Origin of the sequence: Usitatibacter palustris, assembly GCF_013003985.1 — a bacterium.
GTDB classification, from domain to species: domain Bacteria; phylum Pseudomonadota; class Gammaproteobacteria; order Burkholderiales; family Usitatibacteraceae; genus Usitatibacter; species Usitatibacter palustris.
In genome coordinates, this window is record NZ_CP053073.1 from 3,911,309 (window position 1) to 3,928,435 (window position 17,127).

At 65.7% G+C, this 17,127-nt stretch carries 17 protein-coding genes; 8 read left to right on the forward strand and 9 right to left on the reverse strand.

Annotated elements, in window-relative coordinates; all coding sequences use genetic code 11:
- Positions 1–4 precede the first annotated feature (4 nt).
- From argS to DSM104440_RS18960, 4 genes are read left to right on the forward strand one after another with little or no spacing between them, the layout of a single operon-like run.
- Entirely contained in the window at positions 5–1,651 is a 1,647-nt protein-coding gene (gene argS / locus DSM104440_RS18945) for an arginine--tRNA ligase (RefSeq protein WP_171165460.1), read from the forward strand.
- 59 nt (positions 1,652–1,710) lie between these two features.
- Positions 1,711–2,370, forward strand: a complete 660-nt coding sequence (locus tag DSM104440_RS18950; protein WP_246212064.1) for an SPOR domain-containing protein — start codon at positions 1,711–1,713, stop codon at positions 2,368–2,370.
- 11 nt (positions 2,371–2,381) lie between these two features.
- Entirely contained in the window at positions 2,382–3,059 is a 678-nt protein-coding gene (locus DSM104440_RS18955; RefSeq protein WP_171165462.1) for a thiol:disulfide interchange protein DsbA/DsbL, read from the forward strand.
- Between the two features lie 6 nt (positions 3,060–3,065).
- Complete coding sequence (locus DSM104440_RS18960) at positions 3,066–3,824, forward strand: SDR family oxidoreductase (protein ID WP_171165463.1); 759 nt, start codon at positions 3,066–3,068, stop codon at positions 3,822–3,824.
- Here the strand turns inward: DSM104440_RS18960 and DSM104440_RS18965 are convergent.
- From DSM104440_RS18965 to DSM104440_RS18985, 5 genes are read right to left on the reverse strand one after another with little or no spacing between them, the layout of a single operon-like run.
- Positions 3,821–4,624, reverse strand: coding sequence for an ABC transporter permease (locus DSM104440_RS18965; RefSeq protein ID WP_171165464.1), 804 nt, complete (start codon positions 4,622–4,624; stop codon positions 3,821–3,823). The two genes, DSM104440_RS18960 and DSM104440_RS18965, sit on opposite strands and share 4 nt — an antisense overlap.
- Entirely contained in the window at positions 4,621–5,430 is an 810-nt protein-coding gene (locus DSM104440_RS18970) for an ABC transporter ATP-binding protein (RefSeq protein ID WP_171165465.1), read from the reverse strand. Before DSM104440_RS18970 ends, DSM104440_RS18965 begins: the two co-directional genes overlap by 4 nt.
- Positions 5,431–5,473: 43 nt before the next feature.
- Positions 5,474–6,499 (reverse strand): ABC transporter substrate-binding protein, encoded by a 1,026-nt coding sequence (locus tag DSM104440_RS18975; protein WP_171165466.1) that lies wholly within the window; start codon positions 6,497–6,499, stop codon positions 5,474–5,476.
- Between the two features lie 30 nt (positions 6,500–6,529).
- Positions 6,530–7,228, reverse strand: coding sequence for a hypothetical protein (locus tag DSM104440_RS18980; protein WP_212758140.1), 699 nt, complete (start codon positions 7,226–7,228; stop codon positions 6,530–6,532).
- Between the two features lie 4 nt (positions 7,229–7,232).
- Entirely contained in the window at positions 7,233–8,168 is a 936-nt protein-coding gene (locus tag DSM104440_RS18985) for a hydroxymethylglutaryl-CoA lyase (RefSeq protein ID WP_171165468.1), read from the reverse strand.
- 26 nt (positions 8,169–8,194) lie between these two features.
- Here DSM104440_RS18985 and ppc point away from each other — a divergent pair, with 26 nt between their 5' ends.
- Positions 8,195–10,951, forward strand: coding sequence for a phosphoenolpyruvate carboxylase (gene ppc / locus DSM104440_RS18990; RefSeq protein ID WP_171165470.1), 2,757 nt, complete (start codon positions 8,195–8,197; stop codon positions 10,949–10,951).
- A 21-nt stretch (positions 10,952–10,972) separates the two neighbouring features.
- Here the strand turns inward: ppc and DSM104440_RS18995 are convergent, their stop codons facing one another.
- Together DSM104440_RS18995 and DSM104440_RS19000 are read right to left on the reverse strand one after the other, a co-directional pair.
- A complete protein-coding gene (locus tag DSM104440_RS18995; protein ID WP_171165472.1) occupies positions 10,973–11,407 on the reverse strand; it encodes a hypothetical protein in 435 nt (144 codons plus the stop codon).
- Complete coding sequence (locus DSM104440_RS19000; RefSeq protein WP_171165474.1) at positions 11,407–12,597, reverse strand: CaiB/BaiF CoA transferase family protein; 1,191 nt, start codon at positions 12,595–12,597, stop codon at positions 11,407–11,409. The genes DSM104440_RS18995 and DSM104440_RS19000 overlap by 1 nt, the downstream gene beginning before the upstream one ends.
- 127 nt (positions 12,598–12,724) lie before the next feature.
- On the opposite strand from DSM104440_RS19000, the gene DSM104440_RS19005 reads away from it, so the two are divergent.
- Genes DSM104440_RS19005 through DSM104440_RS19015 form a run of 3 tightly spaced genes read left to right on the forward strand, consistent with a single transcriptional unit; the run spans position 12,725 to position 15,626 of the window.
- Positions 12,725–13,819, forward strand: a complete 1,095-nt coding sequence (locus DSM104440_RS19005; protein WP_171165476.1) for a TRAP transporter substrate-binding protein — start codon at positions 12,725–12,727, stop codon at positions 13,817–13,819.
- A complete protein-coding gene (locus tag DSM104440_RS19010; RefSeq protein ID WP_212758141.1) occupies positions 13,816–14,304 on the forward strand; it encodes a TRAP transporter small permease subunit in 489 nt (162 codons plus the stop codon). The genes DSM104440_RS19005 and DSM104440_RS19010 overlap by 4 nt, the downstream gene beginning before the upstream one ends.
- Positions 14,301–15,626 (forward strand): TRAP transporter large permease, encoded by a 1,326-nt coding sequence (locus tag DSM104440_RS19015; protein ID WP_171165478.1) that lies wholly within the window; start codon positions 14,301–14,303, stop codon positions 15,624–15,626. Before DSM104440_RS19010 ends, DSM104440_RS19015 begins: the two co-directional genes overlap by 4 nt.
- A 4-nt stretch (positions 15,627–15,630) precedes the next feature.
- On the opposite strand, the gene DSM104440_RS19020 is transcribed toward DSM104440_RS19015, so the two are convergent.
- Complete coding sequence (locus DSM104440_RS19020; RefSeq protein ID WP_212758142.1) at positions 15,631–16,872, reverse strand: MFS transporter; 1,242 nt, start codon at positions 16,870–16,872, stop codon at positions 15,631–15,633.
- Positions 16,873–16,917: 45 nt separating this feature from the next.
- Positions 16,918–17,100: a hypothetical protein gene (locus tag DSM104440_RS19025; protein ID WP_171165479.1), complete on the reverse strand. Its 183-nt coding sequence runs from the start codon at positions 17,098–17,100 to the stop codon at positions 16,918–16,920.
- Positions 17,101–17,127: the final 27 nt, after the last annotated feature.

Here is a 17,127-nt window from a genome sequence, read left to right on the forward strand (position 1 = left end):
AGCCGTGTCCCCCGATCCGAAGTCCCGCCTCGCCTCCCTGATCGACGCCGCCGTTCGCAAAGCCTTTCCCGATGCGGGGGAAGTCGCGATCGACCTCGATCGTCCGAAGAACGCCGCGCACGGGGACTTTTCCTGCAACGTGGCCCTGCAGCTTTCCAAGCGCGTGGGCAGGAAACCGCGCGAAGCGGCCGAGGCCATCGTCGCCGCCCTCGGCCAGGCGCCGGAGATCGAGCGCACGGAGATCGCCGGCCCGGGCTTCATCAATTTCACGCTCGCGAAGGGCTCGCGCTTCGCGGTCGTGAGCCAGGTGCATGCGAAAGGCAAGGACTTCGGCCGCACCAACCTCGCCGGCGGCAAGAAGATCATGGTGGAGTTCGTCTCCGCCAATCCCACGGGGCCGCTGCACGTGGGCCACGGCCGGCAGGCGGCCCTGGGCGACGCCATTGCCACCCTGCTCGAGTGGGAAGGCTGGAGCGTCACGCGCGAGTTCTACTACAACGACGCGGGCAACCAGATCGCGAACCTCGCGCTCTCCGTGCAGGCGCGCATCAAGCAGGAGCGCGGCGAGTCGGTCGAGATGCCCAAGGACGGCTACAACGGCGAATACATCCGCGACATCGCGCGGGAATACGCCGGCGCGCATTTCGGTGATGCGCATGGCAACGACCTCGACCAGATCCGCCAGTACGCCGTGCAGTACCTGCGCAAGGAACAGGACCTCGATCTCCAGGCCTTCGGCGTGAAGTTCGATTCGTACTTCCTGGAAAGCTCGCTCTACACCGACGGCAAGGTCGACGAGACGGTGAATTTGCTTACCAAGGCCGGCCACAGCTACGAGTCGGAAGGCGCGCAGTGGCTGCGCACCACGGACTTCGGCGACGACAAGGACCGCGTGATGCGCAAGGGCGACGGCACGTACACGTACTTCGTGCCCGACGTCGCCTATCACCTCGACAAGTATCGCCGCGGCTTCGAGCACGTCGTGAACGTGCAGGGTTCGGACCACCATTCGACCGTCACGCGCGTGCGCGCGGGCCTGCAGGCGCTCGAGATCGGCGTGCCCAAGGGCTACCCCGACTACGTGCTCCACAAGATGGTGAAGGTGATGCGCGGCGGCGAGGAAGTGAAGATGTCCAAGCGCGCCGGCGACTACGTGACGGTGCGCGACCTCGTCGATGAAGTCGGCCGCGACGCCGTGCGCTACTTCTTCCTCATGCGCACGACGGAATCGGAGCTCATGTTCGACATCGAGCTCGCGAAGAGCAAGAGCGACGAGAACCCTGCGTACTACGTCCAGTACGCGCACGCGCGTGTGTGCAGCGTGTTGCGCGAATGGGGAGGCGACGTGGCCTCGCTCGCGAACGTGGACCTCACGCCGCTCGAGTCCCCCTATGAAGTGGCGCTCGCGCAGAAGCTCGCGGAGTTCCCGGAGATCGTGGCGTACTCGGCGCGCGAGTTCGCGCCGCACCTGCTCACGTACTTCCTCCATGACGACGTGGCGGCACGGCTCCATACTTACTACAATGCGGAGCGCTTTCTTGTCGAGGACGAGAAAGTGAAGCTCGCGCGGCTTTCACTCGTCGCCGCGACCAGACAGGTCCTCGCGAACGGATTGGCCGCACTCGGTGTCTCTGCACCCGAGAGGATGTAATGCCCAAGGATTACGCAAAAGAAAATTCATCGCCGCGAGAGAGCCGTCTCGCGCACCCGATGCTGCTCGGAATCATCATCGGGTTGCTGATGGGCATCATCATCGCGCTCTCGGTGGCGTTGTGGTTGAACCGCCTTTCCAACCCTTTCGTCGACAAGGGCAAGGCGATCGAGCCGCTGCCCAAGATCGGCGCGACCCAGCCGCCGCCCCCGCCCGAGGTCACCAAGGCGATCGAGAAGGCCGCGGAGAAATCGAAGGGCGCGGAGAAGGACAAGACCAAGCCCGAGGCCACCGCGGCGGCCAAGACCCCGACCAAGAACGAGCGGCCGCGCTTCGAGTTCTACCAGATCCTCCCGGGCGAAAAGGAAGTCACGGACAAGGAAGTGAAGGCCGCGAAGGCCGCTCCGCCCCCGCCGGCGGCGGCCGCGAAGCCGGGCTCGTCGCCCTCCTCGCCCAAGGCTTTCGCCGGCGAAATCTACTGGCTGCAGGCCGGCGCGTTCGCTTCGGAAACCGAAGCTGACAACCTGAAGGCCAAGATTGCGTTAGTAGGTCTGGAAGCGTCCGTGAAACCCGTCACGGTGCCCGACAAGGGCACGCTGTACCGGGTCCGCCTCGGCCCCTACCAAAGTCTCGAGTCCGCGAACCGAATCAAGTCGGCACTGTCCCAGAACGGGGTCGGCGCAGCCATCATTCGCACCGACGAAGCCAAGAAAGAATAAGGAACTCCACCATGTCCCTGCGCAAAATCCTCGCAATTGCCCTCGGCGCCTTCGCCTTCTCGGCCGGCACCGCCATCGCCCAGACGGAATACACCGTCCTCAACCCGTCCCAGCCCACCGAAGGTGGCGACAAGGTCGAGGTCACCGAGTTCTTCTGGTACGGCTGCGGCCACTGCTACAAGCTCGAGCCCTTCGTCGAGAAGTGGGCCGCCAACCTGCCCAAGGACGTGGTGTTCAAGCGCGTCCCGGCCATCCCCAACGAAGGATGGAAGCAGACCGCGGTGATCTTCTACACGCTCGAGGCGATGGGCCAGCTCGACAAGATGCACAAGAAGGTCTTCGACGCGATCCACCAGGACAACGTGATCCTCACCAACCGCAAGGTGCGCGACGAGTGGCTCGCCAAGCAGGGCGTGGATGTCGCGAAGTTCCTCGAGGTGGAGAAGTCCTTCTCGGTGGTGACCAAGCTCAACCGTGCCGCGCAGATGACGGCCGCGTACAAGGTCGACGGCGTGCCGATGATCTTCGTGAACGGCAAGTACATGACGTCCAACTCGCTCACGAAGGGCGACAACGCCCGCGTGTTCGCGGTCGTGGACGAGCTCGTCGCGTTGTCGCGCAAGGAAAACGCCGCCGCTGCCGCACCTGCGTCGGCGTCGGCCACCAAGCCCGCAGGCGTCAAGAAGTAGCGCCGCGTGCGCGTCTTCCTCACCGGTGCCTCGAGCGGTATCGGTGAGGCGCTGGCTCGCTACTACGCGAGCCGCGGCGCGAGTCTTGGCCTGCTGGCCCGGCGCGCCGACTTCCTCGCCAACCTGAAGTCGTCCCTCGGCGTAGCTGTCGAGGTCTACCCCTGTGACGTGCGCGACCTCGCCGCGGTGAAAGCCGCCGCGGAGGATTTCACCGCGCGCCAGGGGCTGCCCGACATCGTGATCGCCAACGCCGGTATCTCGCACGGCACGCTCGTGGAGAACGAGAGCGACGTCGATACCTTCCGGCAGATCATGGACATCAACGTGATGGGCATCGTGAACGCGTTCCATCCGTTCATCGAGCCGATGCGCGCGCGCGGCTCGGGCACGCTGGTGGGCATCGCGTCGGTCGCGGGCTATCGCGGGTTTCCGGGTGCGGGTGCCTATAGCGCTTCGAAGGCCGCGGCCATCCGTTTCTGCGAAGCCCAGCGCCTCGAGCTGCGCGGCACGGGCGTGAAGGTCGTGACGATCTGCCCGGGCTACATCGAGACCCCGATGACGGAGAAGAATCCCTACCCGATGCCTTTCCTCATGCCCGTCGAGAAGTTCGTGACGCGCTGCGGCCGCGCGATCGACTCGGGCACGAGCCTCGCGGTGATCCCCTGGCAGATGGCGATCGTCGCGCGCCTGCTCACGATCCTGCCCAACGCGCTCTTCGATGCCGTGTTCTCGCGCGCGGGACGCAAGCCCCGCGCGGGGCACTAGAGCTGTTCGGTCTCGCCCTGGGTCGGGCGCCAGACGAGCAGGCGCCGCTCGACGCGCGTGACGGCGAAGTCGAGCACGAGCGCGAAGGCCGTCAGCACGAAGATCCCCGCGAACACCGTGTTGATGTCGAACGCGCCCTCGGCCTGGTGAATGAGATAGCCCACGCCCTTCGCTGAACCGAGGTACTCGCCGACGACCGCGCCGACGAATGCCATGCCCACCGAGGTGTGCAAGCTCGAGAACACCCATGACGTCGCGGAGGGCAGGTACACGAAGCGAAGCAGCTGCCGGCGCGTGGCGCCGAGCATGGTCGCGTTGTTGAGCACGACGGGGCTCACTTCCTTCACGCCCTGGTAGACGTTGAAGAACACGATGAAGAACACGAGCGTCACGCCGAGCGCGACCTTCGACCAGATGCCCAGGCCGAACCACACCATGAAGATGGGCGCGAGGACCACGCGCGGCATCGCATTCATCGCGGTGATGTAGGGATCGAAGAGCGCGGAGGCGGTGGGCGAGAGGCCCAGCCACAGCCCGACGACGAGGCCCAGCACCGAGCCGATCACGAAGGCGAGCGCCGTTTCCTGCAGCGTTACCCACAGGTGCGGATAGATCGTTCCGTCGGTGAACCACGCCCAGATCACCTGCAGCATCTTCCACGGCTCGCCGAAGAAGAAGGCGGCGCGGTTCGGGTTCTCCCACATGAACGGCGGGACCAGGTCGGGATGCGTGAGCAGCTGCCAGAGCCCGAAGATCGCGAACAGCATCACGATCTGCCAGATCCACAGGTGCTTCTTCATGCGACCACCTTGTTGCGCGTCTGCTGGTAGCCCTTGAGGACTTCTTCCTTCATCGCGTGCCAGATGCGGTCGTGCAACTCGATGAAGCGCGGGCTGTGGCGGATCTCGGCGACGTCGCGCGGGCGCGGGAGATCGATCGCGAACTCGCCGATCGGATGCGATGCGGGGCCCGCGGAGAGAATCACGACACGGTCGGAGAGCGAGATCGCCTCCTCGAGATCGTGCGTGATGAAGATCACGCTCTTCCGGTTCGCGCTCCACAACTCCAGCAGCTCGTTTTCCATGAGCACGCGCGTCTGGATGTCGAGCGCGGAGAACGGCTCGTCCATCAGGAGGATCTTCGGATCGAGGATCAGCATCTGCGCGAGCGACGTGCGCTTCCTCATGCCGCCCGAGAGCTGGTGCGGGTAGCGATCGCCGAAGCCCGCGAGGCCCACGCGCGCGAGCCAGGCCTCGCCTTTCTCGCGCGCGACCGCGGCATCCTCGCCGCGAAATTGCAGGCCTGCCGTCACGTTGTCGAGGCAGCTTCGCCACGGCATCAGCGCTTCGGACTGGAACATGTAGCCCGCGTGGCGATTGATGCCCGCGAGCGTCTCACCGAAGACCGACGTCGTGCCCGATGAGGGCCGCAGCAACCCGGCGACCACGTTGAGGAGCGTGGACTTGCCGCAACCGGTGGGACCGACGACGCTCACGAACTCGCCCTCGGCAATCGAGAGCGAGACGTCCTTCACCGCCGTGTACGAGCCCCCGCCCTTCGCGGCGAAGGTGCAGGTGATGCGGTCGAGGTCGACGGCAGCGGTCACAGCAGGTCCTTCGGTCGCTCGCGCTCCCTCAGGATGACAGTGGCTATTTGTATTTCGCCGCCGCCTTCTTGACGAACGAATTATCGAAAGTCTGGTTGAGATCCATCTTGCCCGCGGCCATCACCGAGGGCTCGAACTGCACGAGGATCTTGTAGACGTTCTCGGCGGCCTTGAGCGACATCATCCCGTCCTCGGAGAAGCCGATCATGTTCTTGAGCAACGCGTCCTTGTAGAGCGACGGGTTGCCGGCCTTGTACTCCGCGGGCATGAGGTCGACGATCTCCTGCGGCGTGGCCTTCGCGATCCACCGGTCCGCGCGCACCATCGCATTCACGACCGCTTGAACGGTGTTCGGGTTCTTCTTGATGTACTCGTCGGTGATGTAGATCACCGAGGCGTGGTAATCACCGCCGTAGATCTCCTGCATTCCCTTCTCGGTGCGGCTGTCGGCGACGGCCACGAACTTGCCGGTGGCCTCGAGCTGCGAGATGACGGGATCGAGGTTCACCATCGCGTCGAGCTCGCCCTTGTCCATCGCCGCGAAAGCGGCCGCACCCGTGCCGACACCGACGATCGAGACATCGGTGGGCTTGAGCCCGCCGCGCACGAGCAGGTTGTTGATGAACATGTTGGTGGAAGAGCCCGGCGCCGTGACGCCGACCTTCGCGCCCTTGAGGTCCTTCGCGGACTTGTACTTCGCCGCCTTGTCCTTTGGAAGGATCAGGACCATCGAGCTGTACTTCGCCTGCAGCACGACCGCCTTGATCGGCTGCTTCTTCGCGACCATGTTGATCGTGTGCTCGTAGGCGCCCGACACCATGTCCGCGGAGCCGCCCACCATCGCCTGCAACGCGCGCGCGCCGCCGGCGAAATCGGCGATCTCGACCTCGAGACCCTCGTCCTTGAAGTAGCCCTTGCGCTCGGCCACCGTGAGCGGCAGGTAGTAGAAGAGGTTCTTGCCGCCCACCGCGATCGAGACCTTCTTCTTTTCGGGCGCCTGGGCCCACGACGTCGCCGCAAGGGCGACACCGACGATGGCCGCGGCCATCACCTGAAAGATGCGCTTCATTCGCTCCTCCTGAGAGTCGAAAGGTTTCTGCTAGAACCGCCAGCCGAGCTTTGCCGAGAGCGAGGTGTTGTCCCCCATTTTCTCGGCTTCGAAGGCGAGGTTGATGACCGACAGGTTCACGTTGAGGCCGGCGAAGACCCGGCCCTGGTTGAACTTCTCCTCGGAGAACCCGCCGTCGGCCTTGCTTTGCACGCGCACGACGCCCGCGCCCACATACGGCGTGACCATCGCGAACTTCTTCGAGATCATCGCGTCGAGCGCGACGGTCGCGACATCGATGCCCAATCCATTGGTGATCGAACCCGAGACGCGCGCGGCAACGGCCGGCGTGGTGAGCGTGTCATCGACGAACGCCCAGCTGAGGTCCGCCCCGTAGACCGTGGCGCCGAGGTCGGGCATCGCGCCGATGAAGGCGCCGATGTCGAGGCCCGCCATCAGGCCCTTGTGGATCTGCAGCTTGGGAACCAGGATTTCCGACTGGCTGCCTTCACCGGCGAGCGCGAAGAGGCTCGAGTTCTCGACGTTCGTGGAGGTCAGTACGAAGCCCAGGTCGAACCCGACGAGGCCCAGCGGCGTGGCGGGCGCGACACCCTTGTACGCGGCAGCGGCACCGAGGTCTTCGGAAAGGCGGCGGAACTGGTCCTGCGTGAGATTGGTGATCGAGGAGAAATCGCCTGCGGCCGCTGAACTGGCCGCGAGGAACATCGGTACTGCGAGCCAGCGGTGCATCAAGTCAGGTCCTCAGGTATTCGGGCAGGTCGTGCAGGTGCATCGTGACACCCGCCTTCATCACCTGGCCCGGGACTTCGTGGCCGACGATGGCCGGAATGTTGCGCGCGACGGCGAGCAGCTTGGCGAGATCCACGCGCGTGTCGTAGCCCATGTCCTCGAGCATGTTCACCATGTCCTCGGTGCAGATGTTGCCCGTCGCGCCCGGCGCGAAGGGGCAACCGCCGAGGCCGGAGATCGAGCCGTCGAACGAGCGCACGCCCGCCGCGATGCCGGCGACGACATTCGCGAGCCCCATGCCGCGCGTGTTGTGGAAGTGCAGCGTGTAGAAGGTTTCGTCGGGTGCGGGGAAGCGCTCGAGCACCTTGCGCGTGAGGTCTTCCACTTGCCGAGGATTGGCCATGCCCGTCGTGTCGGCGAGCGAGATGGCATCGACCCCGGCGTTGCGATACGCCTCGACGAAGCGCAGCACGACATCCTCCGCGACGTGGCCCTCGAACGGGCAGCCGAAGGTGGTCGAGAGACTCATGCTGATCTTCATGCCCGCCTCGTGCGCGACCTTCACCATGGTCGGCAGCTCGGCGAGCGACTGCTCGTGCGTGCGGTTGATGTTGGCCCGGTTGTGGGTTTCGGACGCCGACATCACGCCGTTCACCTCGTCGGGCTTCTTCGCGGTCGCCGCGGCGTTCTGCACGCCGCGGATGTTGGGCACGAGCACCACGTAGAGCACACCCGGAACCCGCTCGATCGCGGACAGGACTTCGTTGGCATCGGCGAGTGCGGGCACCGCCTTGGCGCTCACGAACGAGGTCACTTCGATCTTGTGCAGGCCCGTGCGCGAGAGCTGGTCGATCACCTCGACCTTCGTCTTCGTCGGGATGAAGGTCTTCTCGATCTGGAAGCCGTCGCGGACCGCGACGTCGTTGATGTACAGGCGCATGGGCGAATTCTACTATCCTCTACCCTATGGACACGCCCGCCCGCGACAAGGACGCCTCCCTCGGCGAGGACATCCGCCTGCTCGGCCGGATCCTCGGCGACACGATCCGCGACCACGAGGGGGAATTCACCTTCGACCTGATCGAGACCATCCGCAAGCTCGCCGTGGCGAGCCGGCGGCTCGAGGACGTGGAGTCCCGGAAGTCGCTCGCCCGCACCCTCGACGCCCTGACCGACGAGCAGGCGGTGCTCGTGGTCCGCGCCTTCAGCTATTTCTCCCTGCTCGCCAACATCGCCGAGGACCGGCACCACCTCCGGCGCCAGCGGCAGCACCGCCAGGACGGCATGGAGCCCCTCGCCTCGACCCTGCGGGGCTTCTTCCGGGAAGCGAAGTCGCGGGGCACGCGGCGCGAGGACTCGATCGCCACGCTCTCCAAGGTCCATGTCGCCGCGGTGCTCACCGCGCACCCGACCGAAGTCCAGCGCAAGAGCACGCTCGACGCCCAGCTCGCCATCGCCGACTGGCTCGCCCGCCGCGACGCCCCGGGCACCCTGTCCGAGGAACGCACCGCCGCGGAGATCGAGCTTCGCCGCCTGATCGCGAGCCTCTGGCAGACGCGGATGCTGCGCCCCGTGAAGCTCGCGGTGCGCGACGAGATCGAGAACGCGCTCGCCTTCTTCGGTTACACGTTCATCTCGGAGCTGCCCGCGCTGCAGGCAGACGTCGAGGATGCGATCGCCGAGTTGCCGGGCGATGGCGCGCGGCCGCAACTGCCGCCGGTGCTCAGCGTCGGAAGCTGGGTCGGCGGCGATCGCGACGGCAACCCCTTCGTCACCGCCGAGACGCTCGAACAGGCCTTCCGGCGCCAGGGGCAGACGGCGTTCGATCACTACCTGGCCGAAGTGCACGCGCTCGGCGCGGAGCTGCCGGTGTCGCGCCTGCTCGCGCGCATGACCCCCGCGCTCGAACGCCTCGCCGAGACCTCGCCCGACCGCAGCCCCCATCGGCAGGATGAGCCGTATCGCCGGGCACTGACCGGCGTGTATGCGCGCCTCGTCGCGACCGCCGACGCACTCGGGCTGCAGGTGGCCTCGCGTACGGCGGTCGGCGCGGTCGAACCCTATTCCGATCCGCAGGCCTTCGCCGCGGACCTCGACATCATCGACGCGAGCCTGCGGGGCAACAACGGCGCGCTGCTCGCCGACGGACGCCTGCGCCGGTTGCGCTCGGCCCTGCGCGTGTTCGGTTTCCACCTCGCGACCGTGGACCTGCGGCAGAACTCCGCGGTGCACGAAGAAGTGATGGTGGAGCTGCTGCGCGGCGCCAACGTCGAGAACGACTACGCCGGCGCGGGCGAGGATGTGCGCCAACGGATCCTGCGCGAGGAGCTCTCGTCGCCGCGCATGCTGCGCTCGCTGTTCGTCGATTACTCCGAGCTCGCGCGCGGCGAGCTCGCGATCCTCGAGACCGCGGCAACCACGCACCGGCGCATGGGAGCGGCCGCGATCCGCCAGCACGTGATCTCGAAGGCCGAGAGTGTCTCGGACATGCTCGAAGTCGCCGTGCTGCTCAAGGAAGCGGGGCTGGTCACGCCCGGCGAGAAACCCACGTCGCGCCTGCAGATCGTGCCGCTCTTCGAGACCATCGCGGACTTGCGCCGCGCGCCGGAGACGATGCGCGAATGGTTCGCGCTGCCCGAGGCACGCTCGATCGTCGCCTCGCTCGGCGGCGTGCAGGAAGTGATGCTGGGTTACTCGGACAGCAACAAGGACGGCGGCTACCTCACGTCGAACTGGGAGCTCTACAAGGCCGAAGTCGCGCTCGTGGAAGTGTTCCGCGAAGCCGGCGTGCGCCTGCGCTTCTTCCACGGACGCGGCGGCACGGTCGGGCGCGGCGGCGGCCCGAGCTACGACGCGATCCTCGCGCAGCCTCCGGGCAGCGTGCAGGGCGAGCTGCGCCTCACCGAGCAAGGCGAAGTCATCGCGAGCAAGTATTCGAATCGCGACATCGGCCGGCGCAACCTCGAAGCCCTGCTCGCCGCGACGGTACGCGCGACCCTGGACACCGCGCCTCGCGCCGAGCACAGCGACTACCACGCGGTGATGGACGAGCTTTCGGCCACCGCGTACGCGGCCTATCGCGACCTCGTGTACGAAACGCCGGGCTTCGTCGATTTCTTCCGCGCAACCACGCCCATTCGCGAGATCGCCGAGCTCAACATCGGTTCACGTCCGGCGTCGCGCAAGCCTTCCGAACGGATCGAGGACCTGCGCGCGATTCCGTGGGTGTTCTCGTGGGCGCAGTGCCGCGTGATGCTTCCCGGCTGGTATGGCCTGGGCTCCGCGGTCGATTCCTTCCTCGGCCGGCGCGGCCCCGAAGGGCAGGCCGTGCTCGCGGAGATGTGGCGCACGTGGCCGTTCTTCCGCGCGATGCTTTCCAACTTGGAGATGCTGCTCGCCAAGGCGGACCTATCGGTCGCCGCGCGCTACAAGGACCTGGTACCCGATCCGGTGCTCGCCGACGCGATCTTCTCGCGCATCCGCACGGAGCTCGACGCGACGGTGCGCGCGTTCTTCACGATCACCGGCAGCATCGGATTCCTCGAATCGAACCCGGCCCTCGCGCGCTCGATCCGCAATCGCTTCCCGTACCTCGATCCGCTCAACCACCTGCAGGTGGAGCTCCTCAAGCGCTATCGCGCGGGGGCGACCGAAGTGAAGGTGAAGCGCGGCATCCACCTCACGATCAACGGCCTCGCGGCGGGACTGCGCAACTCGGGCTGAAATAAATGGGTCAGACTCCATTTATTTCGCGTCGAACTGCACGACCATGCGCGGGTGCCCGCCGAAGGCGATGAACGACATCGCCAGCGCGCCGAACACGATCAGCACGGGACCCCAGTAGTAGAACGCGTCGGCGAGATAGCGCGCGCGATTGCGCGTGGGCTGCCCGGATTTCTTCCAGCTCTTCTCGAATTCCGCCGCGGTGCCGCGGAAGAAAAACTTGCGCATCCCATCGGTGTTGAGCCAGCCGTACGGAAGGATCACGGCGAGGAAGGAACCGATGGCCGGGCGCAGGTAGGCGAGGATGTAGAGCGCGCCCACGACGAGAAGACCCACGACCGCGAGACGCACTTCAGCGCTGAGCGCACCCCACCAGAGGGTGAGCTGCGCCGGGAACTCCTCGGGGTTCCGGAAGAAGTACAGGAAGCGCAGACGGATTTCGTCCAGCTCGCGCATCAGATGATGCCTCCCTCCCGGAGCTTGGTGATTTTCTCGTCCGGGTATCCGAGGGATCGTAGCACCGCGTCCGTGTGCTCGCCGAGCTTGGGGCCGATCCACTGCGTGCGTCCCGGTGTCGCCGAAAGCTTCGGCACGACCCCGGGCAGCAGCAGGTCACGATCACCGAGCTTGTGGCGCTCGATCATCCCGCGCGCCTGGAAGTGGAGATCGGCCGCGATGTCGGCAATCGAGTAGATCCTGCCGCTGGGTACCTCGGCCTTTGCGAGCACCGCGAGCGCTTCCTCGAGCGTCACGGTGGCGGTCCATTCTCCGATCGCGCGATCGAGCTCCTCGGTGCGCTTCACGCGCCCGGCGTTGTCGGCGAGTGTCGGGTCATCGGCAAGGTCCGCGCGGCCGATCGATTTCATCATCCGCTTGAAGATCGAATCGGCGTTCGCGCCGATCACGACGAACTTGCCGTCGCCGCACTTGTACGTGTTCGACGGCACGATGCCCGGCAGCGACGCACCCGTCCGCTCGCGGACACTCGCGTCGTACCCGTACTCGGGCAGCATCGACTCCATCATCGCGAAGACCGCCTCGTAGAGCGCGACATCGACAACCTGTCCTTTGCCGCTCGTGCCGCGGTGATGCAGCGCCGTGAGCGCGCCGATCACGCCGAACATCGCGGCCAGTGAATCGCCGATCGAGATACCCACGCGCACCGGCGCGCGATCCGGATAGCCCGTGATGTAGCGCATGCCGCCCATCGATTCGCCGATCGCGCCAAACCCCGGCTGGTCCTTGTACGGACCCGTCTGCCCGAACCCGGAGAGCCTCACCATGATCAGCCCGGGGTTGTCCTTCGCGAGCGCCTCGTAGCCGAGGTTCCACTTCTCGAGCGTGCCCGGCCGGAAGTTCTCGACCACGATGTCGGCCTTGGCCACGAGCTCGCGCACGATCTGCTGGCCCTCGGGCGCCTTGAGGTTCACCGCGACGGACTTCTTGTTTCTCGCCTGGGCGTACCACCAGAGGGAATTGCCGTCGTGGAGCTTCCTCCACTTGCGCAGGGGGTCTCCCTCCCCGGGAGTTTCCACTTTGATGACTTCCGCGCCGAATTCGGCCAGGAGCCGCGCGCAATATGGGCCGGCGATCAGCGTGCCGAGCTCGACGACTTTCAGGCCTTGCAGGGGGGTAGGGGTATCCATCGATTCCATTCTAGGGCGCAGGGGCATGGGGCGCACTTCGGTGGTGCACAATCGATCCGTCTCTCGGGCAAGCAGGGTAGGAACGACCTTTGCTAATACGCCTCACCATCCACGAAGGAGACTAGCCATGAGCGCATCCCGCAGGAAATTCCTCACCGCCGGCTCGGCCGCCGGCGTCGCGGCCGGAACCCTCGGCTTCCCGATGATCGCGAAGGCCCAGCAGACCTTCAATTGGAAAATGACGAGCGCCTACGGGAAGGGGGCTCCGTTCTACATGGACGGGCCGGGCTCGGCCACCGACCTGGCCAAGCGCATCGAGGCGATGTCCAACGGCCGACTCAAGATCAGCGTCTACGGCGCGGGCGAGTTGATCCCGGCGCTCGAAGGCTTCGATGCCGTGCGCGCGGGCACGGTCGAGATGAACCACGCCAACAGCTACTTCTGGACGGGCAAGACCTTCGCCGCGCAGTACTTCACCGCCGTGCCTTTCGGCCTCAACTTCCAGGGCATCAACGGCTGGTTCTACGACGGCGACGGCATCAAGCTCTGGCACGAGGTGTACGCGCCCTTCGGGATGATCGCCTTCCCTTGCGGCAACACCGGCGTGCAGATGACCGGGTGGTTCAAGAAGGAGATCAAGACCGTCGCCGACTTCAAGGGCCTCAAGATGCGCATCCCCGGCCTCGCGGGCAAGGTGTACGCCTCGCTCGGCGTCGATGTGAAGCTGCTGCCCGGTGGCGAGATCTTTCCCGCGCTCGAGCGCGGGGTGATCGACGCGGCGGAATTCGTCGGCCCGTACCAGGACCGGCGCCTGGGATTGCAGAAGGCTGCGAAGTACTACTACACGACCGGGTGGCACGAGCCCGCCACGGTTTCCGAGCTGCTCATCAACAAGGCCGCGTGGGACAAGCTTCCGAAGGACCTCCAGTCGATCGTCGAGAACGCGGCCGCTGCGTGCAACGTGATCAGCGAAGGCTGGTGCCAGCGTACCAACGCCGAGGCGATGGAAGACCTGGTGAAGAACCAGGGCGTGATCGCGCGGCCGCTGCCCGATGAAGTGGTGAAGGCGCTGCGCGAAGCGACGAACAAGGTCCTCGCCGAAGGCATCAAGGATCCGCTCACGAAGAAGGTCCACGACTCGTACATGGCGTACATGGCCAAGTACAAGGCGTGGGCGGGCTACAGCGAAGAGGTCTACCACCAGAAGATCCTGCAGTCGTGATCGAGCGCATCGAGCGCTTCGTCGACCTCGTGGGGCGGGCCACGTCGTGGCTCGCTCTCGCCATCGTGCTGCTGATGGCAACCAACGTCGTGCTGCGTTATTTGTTCAGCTACGGGTCAGTGTGGTCGCAGGAGCTCGAGTGGCATCTGCTCACGCCGCTCATCGTCTTCGGTATTGCGTACGCGTTGCTCAAGGGCGAGCACGTGCGCGTCGACGTCCTCTACACGCACTTCACGCCGCGCAACAAGGCGTTGGTGAACATCGTGTCGGCGCTCCTGTGCCTCTTGATCTCGCTCGCGATCATCTGGCTGTCGATCAAATACGTGCAGCAGGCGTACGTGATCGACGAGAAATCCGCCGACCCCGGCGGACTCACCCATCGCTGGGTGCTGAAGGGCCTCATCCCCCTGGGCTTCGTCCTGCTCGCGCTGCAGAGCTTCGCGGAAATCCTGAAGAGCTGGGCCCAGTTCCGGAGCGCTGCATGACCGGTCTGGAGTGGCTGTGCATCGGGATGCTCGTTTCGTTTTTCGTGCTGCTCCTGGCCGGCATGCCCGTTGCCCTCACGTTGGCGACCGTGGGCTTCGTCTTCGGCGCGCTGGGGTTCGGTACCGGGCTCTTCAATCTCCTTCCCCTGCGCATCTATGGCGTGGTGGCCAACTACCAATGGCTCGCGATACCCCTGTTCGTGTTCATGGGAGTGATGCTGGAGAAGTCGCGGCTCGCCGATGACCTGCTCGATGTCGTGGGCCACATCGCCGGCGGCCTTCGCGGCGGCATGGCGTTGGGAATCATCGGCGTGGGCGTGCTCATGGGCGCCACGACGGGGATCGTGGGTGCGACGGTCATCACGCTGGGCCTGCTCACGCTGCCTACGCTTCTGAAGCGCGGCTACGATCCGGGGATCGCCTGCGGCGCGATCTGCGCGTCAGGCACGCTGGGCCAGATCATCCCGCCCTCGCTGATCCTGATCCTTCTTTCCGACATCCTGCAGCTCTCGGTGGGCACGCTCTTCGCGGCCGCGGTGATTCCGGGGATGCTGCTCGCGGCGATCTACTGCATCTACATCGTCATCGTCGGCATGATCTGGCCCGACAAGGTGCCGCCGATTCCGCGCGCGGAACGCGATGCCGTGTCGCGCCGCCAGTTGTGGATCCGCTTCTTCAAGGTCGTGGTGCCGCCGGTGTTGCTGGTGATGTCCGTTCTGGGTTCGATCATCGGCGGCGTAGCCGCACCGACGGAGGCCGCGTCGATGGGCGCGCTCGGCGCGATCGTCGTCACCGCTTTCGCGGGGCGCATGTCATGGAAGGTGCTGCGCGAGACCTGCCAGCAGACCACGCGCATCACCGCGATGATGATGTTCATCCTCATCTGCGCGCAGGTGTTCTCGATCGCCTTCCGTGGCCTGCATGGCGAGGGGCTCATCTCCGCGATGTTCGACTGGCTGCCGGGCGGGCTCGCCGCCGACATCTGGTTCCTGATGGCGCTGATCTTCGTCCTGGGCTTCTTCATCGAGTGGATCGAGATCAGCTATATCGCCGTGCCGCTCTTCCTGCCGGTGTTCGTCGCGCAGAACGTGGATCTCGTGTGGCTCGCGATGCTCATCTGCGTGAACCTGCAGACCTCGTTCCTCACGCCGCCCTTCGGCTGGGCGCTCTTCTTCCTGCGCGGGGTCGCGCCGCCGGAAATCAAGACGAAGCACATCTACCGGGGCGTGGTTCCGTTCATCCTGATGCAGGTGCTGGCCGTGACGCTGGTCTTCTTCTTCCCGCAACTCGCCCTTTGGCTGCCGAAGGCGATCGGGTGGTGAGTCGCTAGGCGCGCGCGAGGCGCAGGCCGCGCACGCGCCAGAAGAGGAAGCCCGCGATCGCGAGGTTGAGCCAGTTCCACAGGATGCCGTTGATGAAGGCGGCTTGGTACGAGCCCGTGAGGTCGAAGACCTTGCCCGACATCCAGCCGCCCAGCGCCATGCCCGCGAGCGTGCACATGATCACCGTGCCCACGGTCGCACCGACCTTCGCCGCAGGGAAGTGCTCGCGCACGATGATCGCGTACGCCGGCACGATGCCGCCCTGGAAGAGCCCGAAGAGCGCGGAGATCACGTAGAGCGGCACCAGCCCGTCGAACGGCAGGAACAGGAACAGCGCCACCATCTGCAGGAACGATCCGGTGAGCAGCGTGAGCAATCCGCCAATGCGGTCGCACAACCAACCGAAGAAGAGCCGGCTCACGATCCCGAAGCCCAGCATGATCGAGAGCATCTCCGCGCCGCGCGCCGCGCCGTAACCGAGGTCGCCGCAGTACGCGACGATGTGCACCTGCGGCATCGACATCGCGACGCAACAGGCCACGCCCGCGATCATCAGCAACGCCAACGCCGCGGGCTGGCTCATGCCGAACGGGCGCTCGTTGCTCATCACGGCGCCGGAAGCCGACCTCGACGCGATGATCAACGGCGGCCGGCGGCGCATGCACAGCGCCAGCAGGAACATCGTGATGCCGCAGAAGATCGCCATGCCGATGTAGGTCTGCCGCCAACCCAACGTCTCCACGAAGTACTGCACCACCGGCGGCCAGATCGTGCCGCCCAGGTAGTTGCCGCTCGCGCAGATCGCGACCGCCATGCCGCGGCGCTTCTCGAACCAGAGCGTGGTGTCGGCCATGAGCGGCGCGAACGTCGACGAGCCTCCGAAGAGACCGATGAGGAATCCGTGCGCGAGCCCGAAGACGAGAATGTTGGGCGCGTACGCCGAGATCGCGTAGCCCGCGCCCATGGAGATCGCGCCGATGACGAGCGGGACGAGGATGCCGAAGCGATCGGCGAGGCGCCCCGCCAACATGCCGCCCACGCCCCAACCGAGCATGAGCATCGAATAGGGCAATGCCGCGTCCGCGCGCGCGATGCCGAAGTCCGCCTGCACGACGGGCAGCACCACGGGAACGATGTACATGCCGCTCGCGCCGATCGTCATCAGCGCGAGCGTGACCATCAGGCGGGACCAGGCGTACGGGGAATCGACTCCGGGTGCTTCAGCCGGCGAGGCTTGCGACGACAATGCGGGCTTTCCTTGTAGGACGAGCCTGCATTGTAGTCAGGGTAGTCAGGGGCTGCTTTTTGCGGCCTGCAGGAGTGATGCGATCGCCTCGCGATCGATGGGCTTGGCGACGATCGTCACCGGACGCAGGAGGATCGCCCCGTCGGTGAGAAGCTCCACGTCGTAGTACTGGCCCGAATATTTCTTTCCGAGCGAAAGCTGCCCGCTGCGTCCGACGAGTTTGACCATGTCAGTTTCCAATGCGGCATGAAGGCA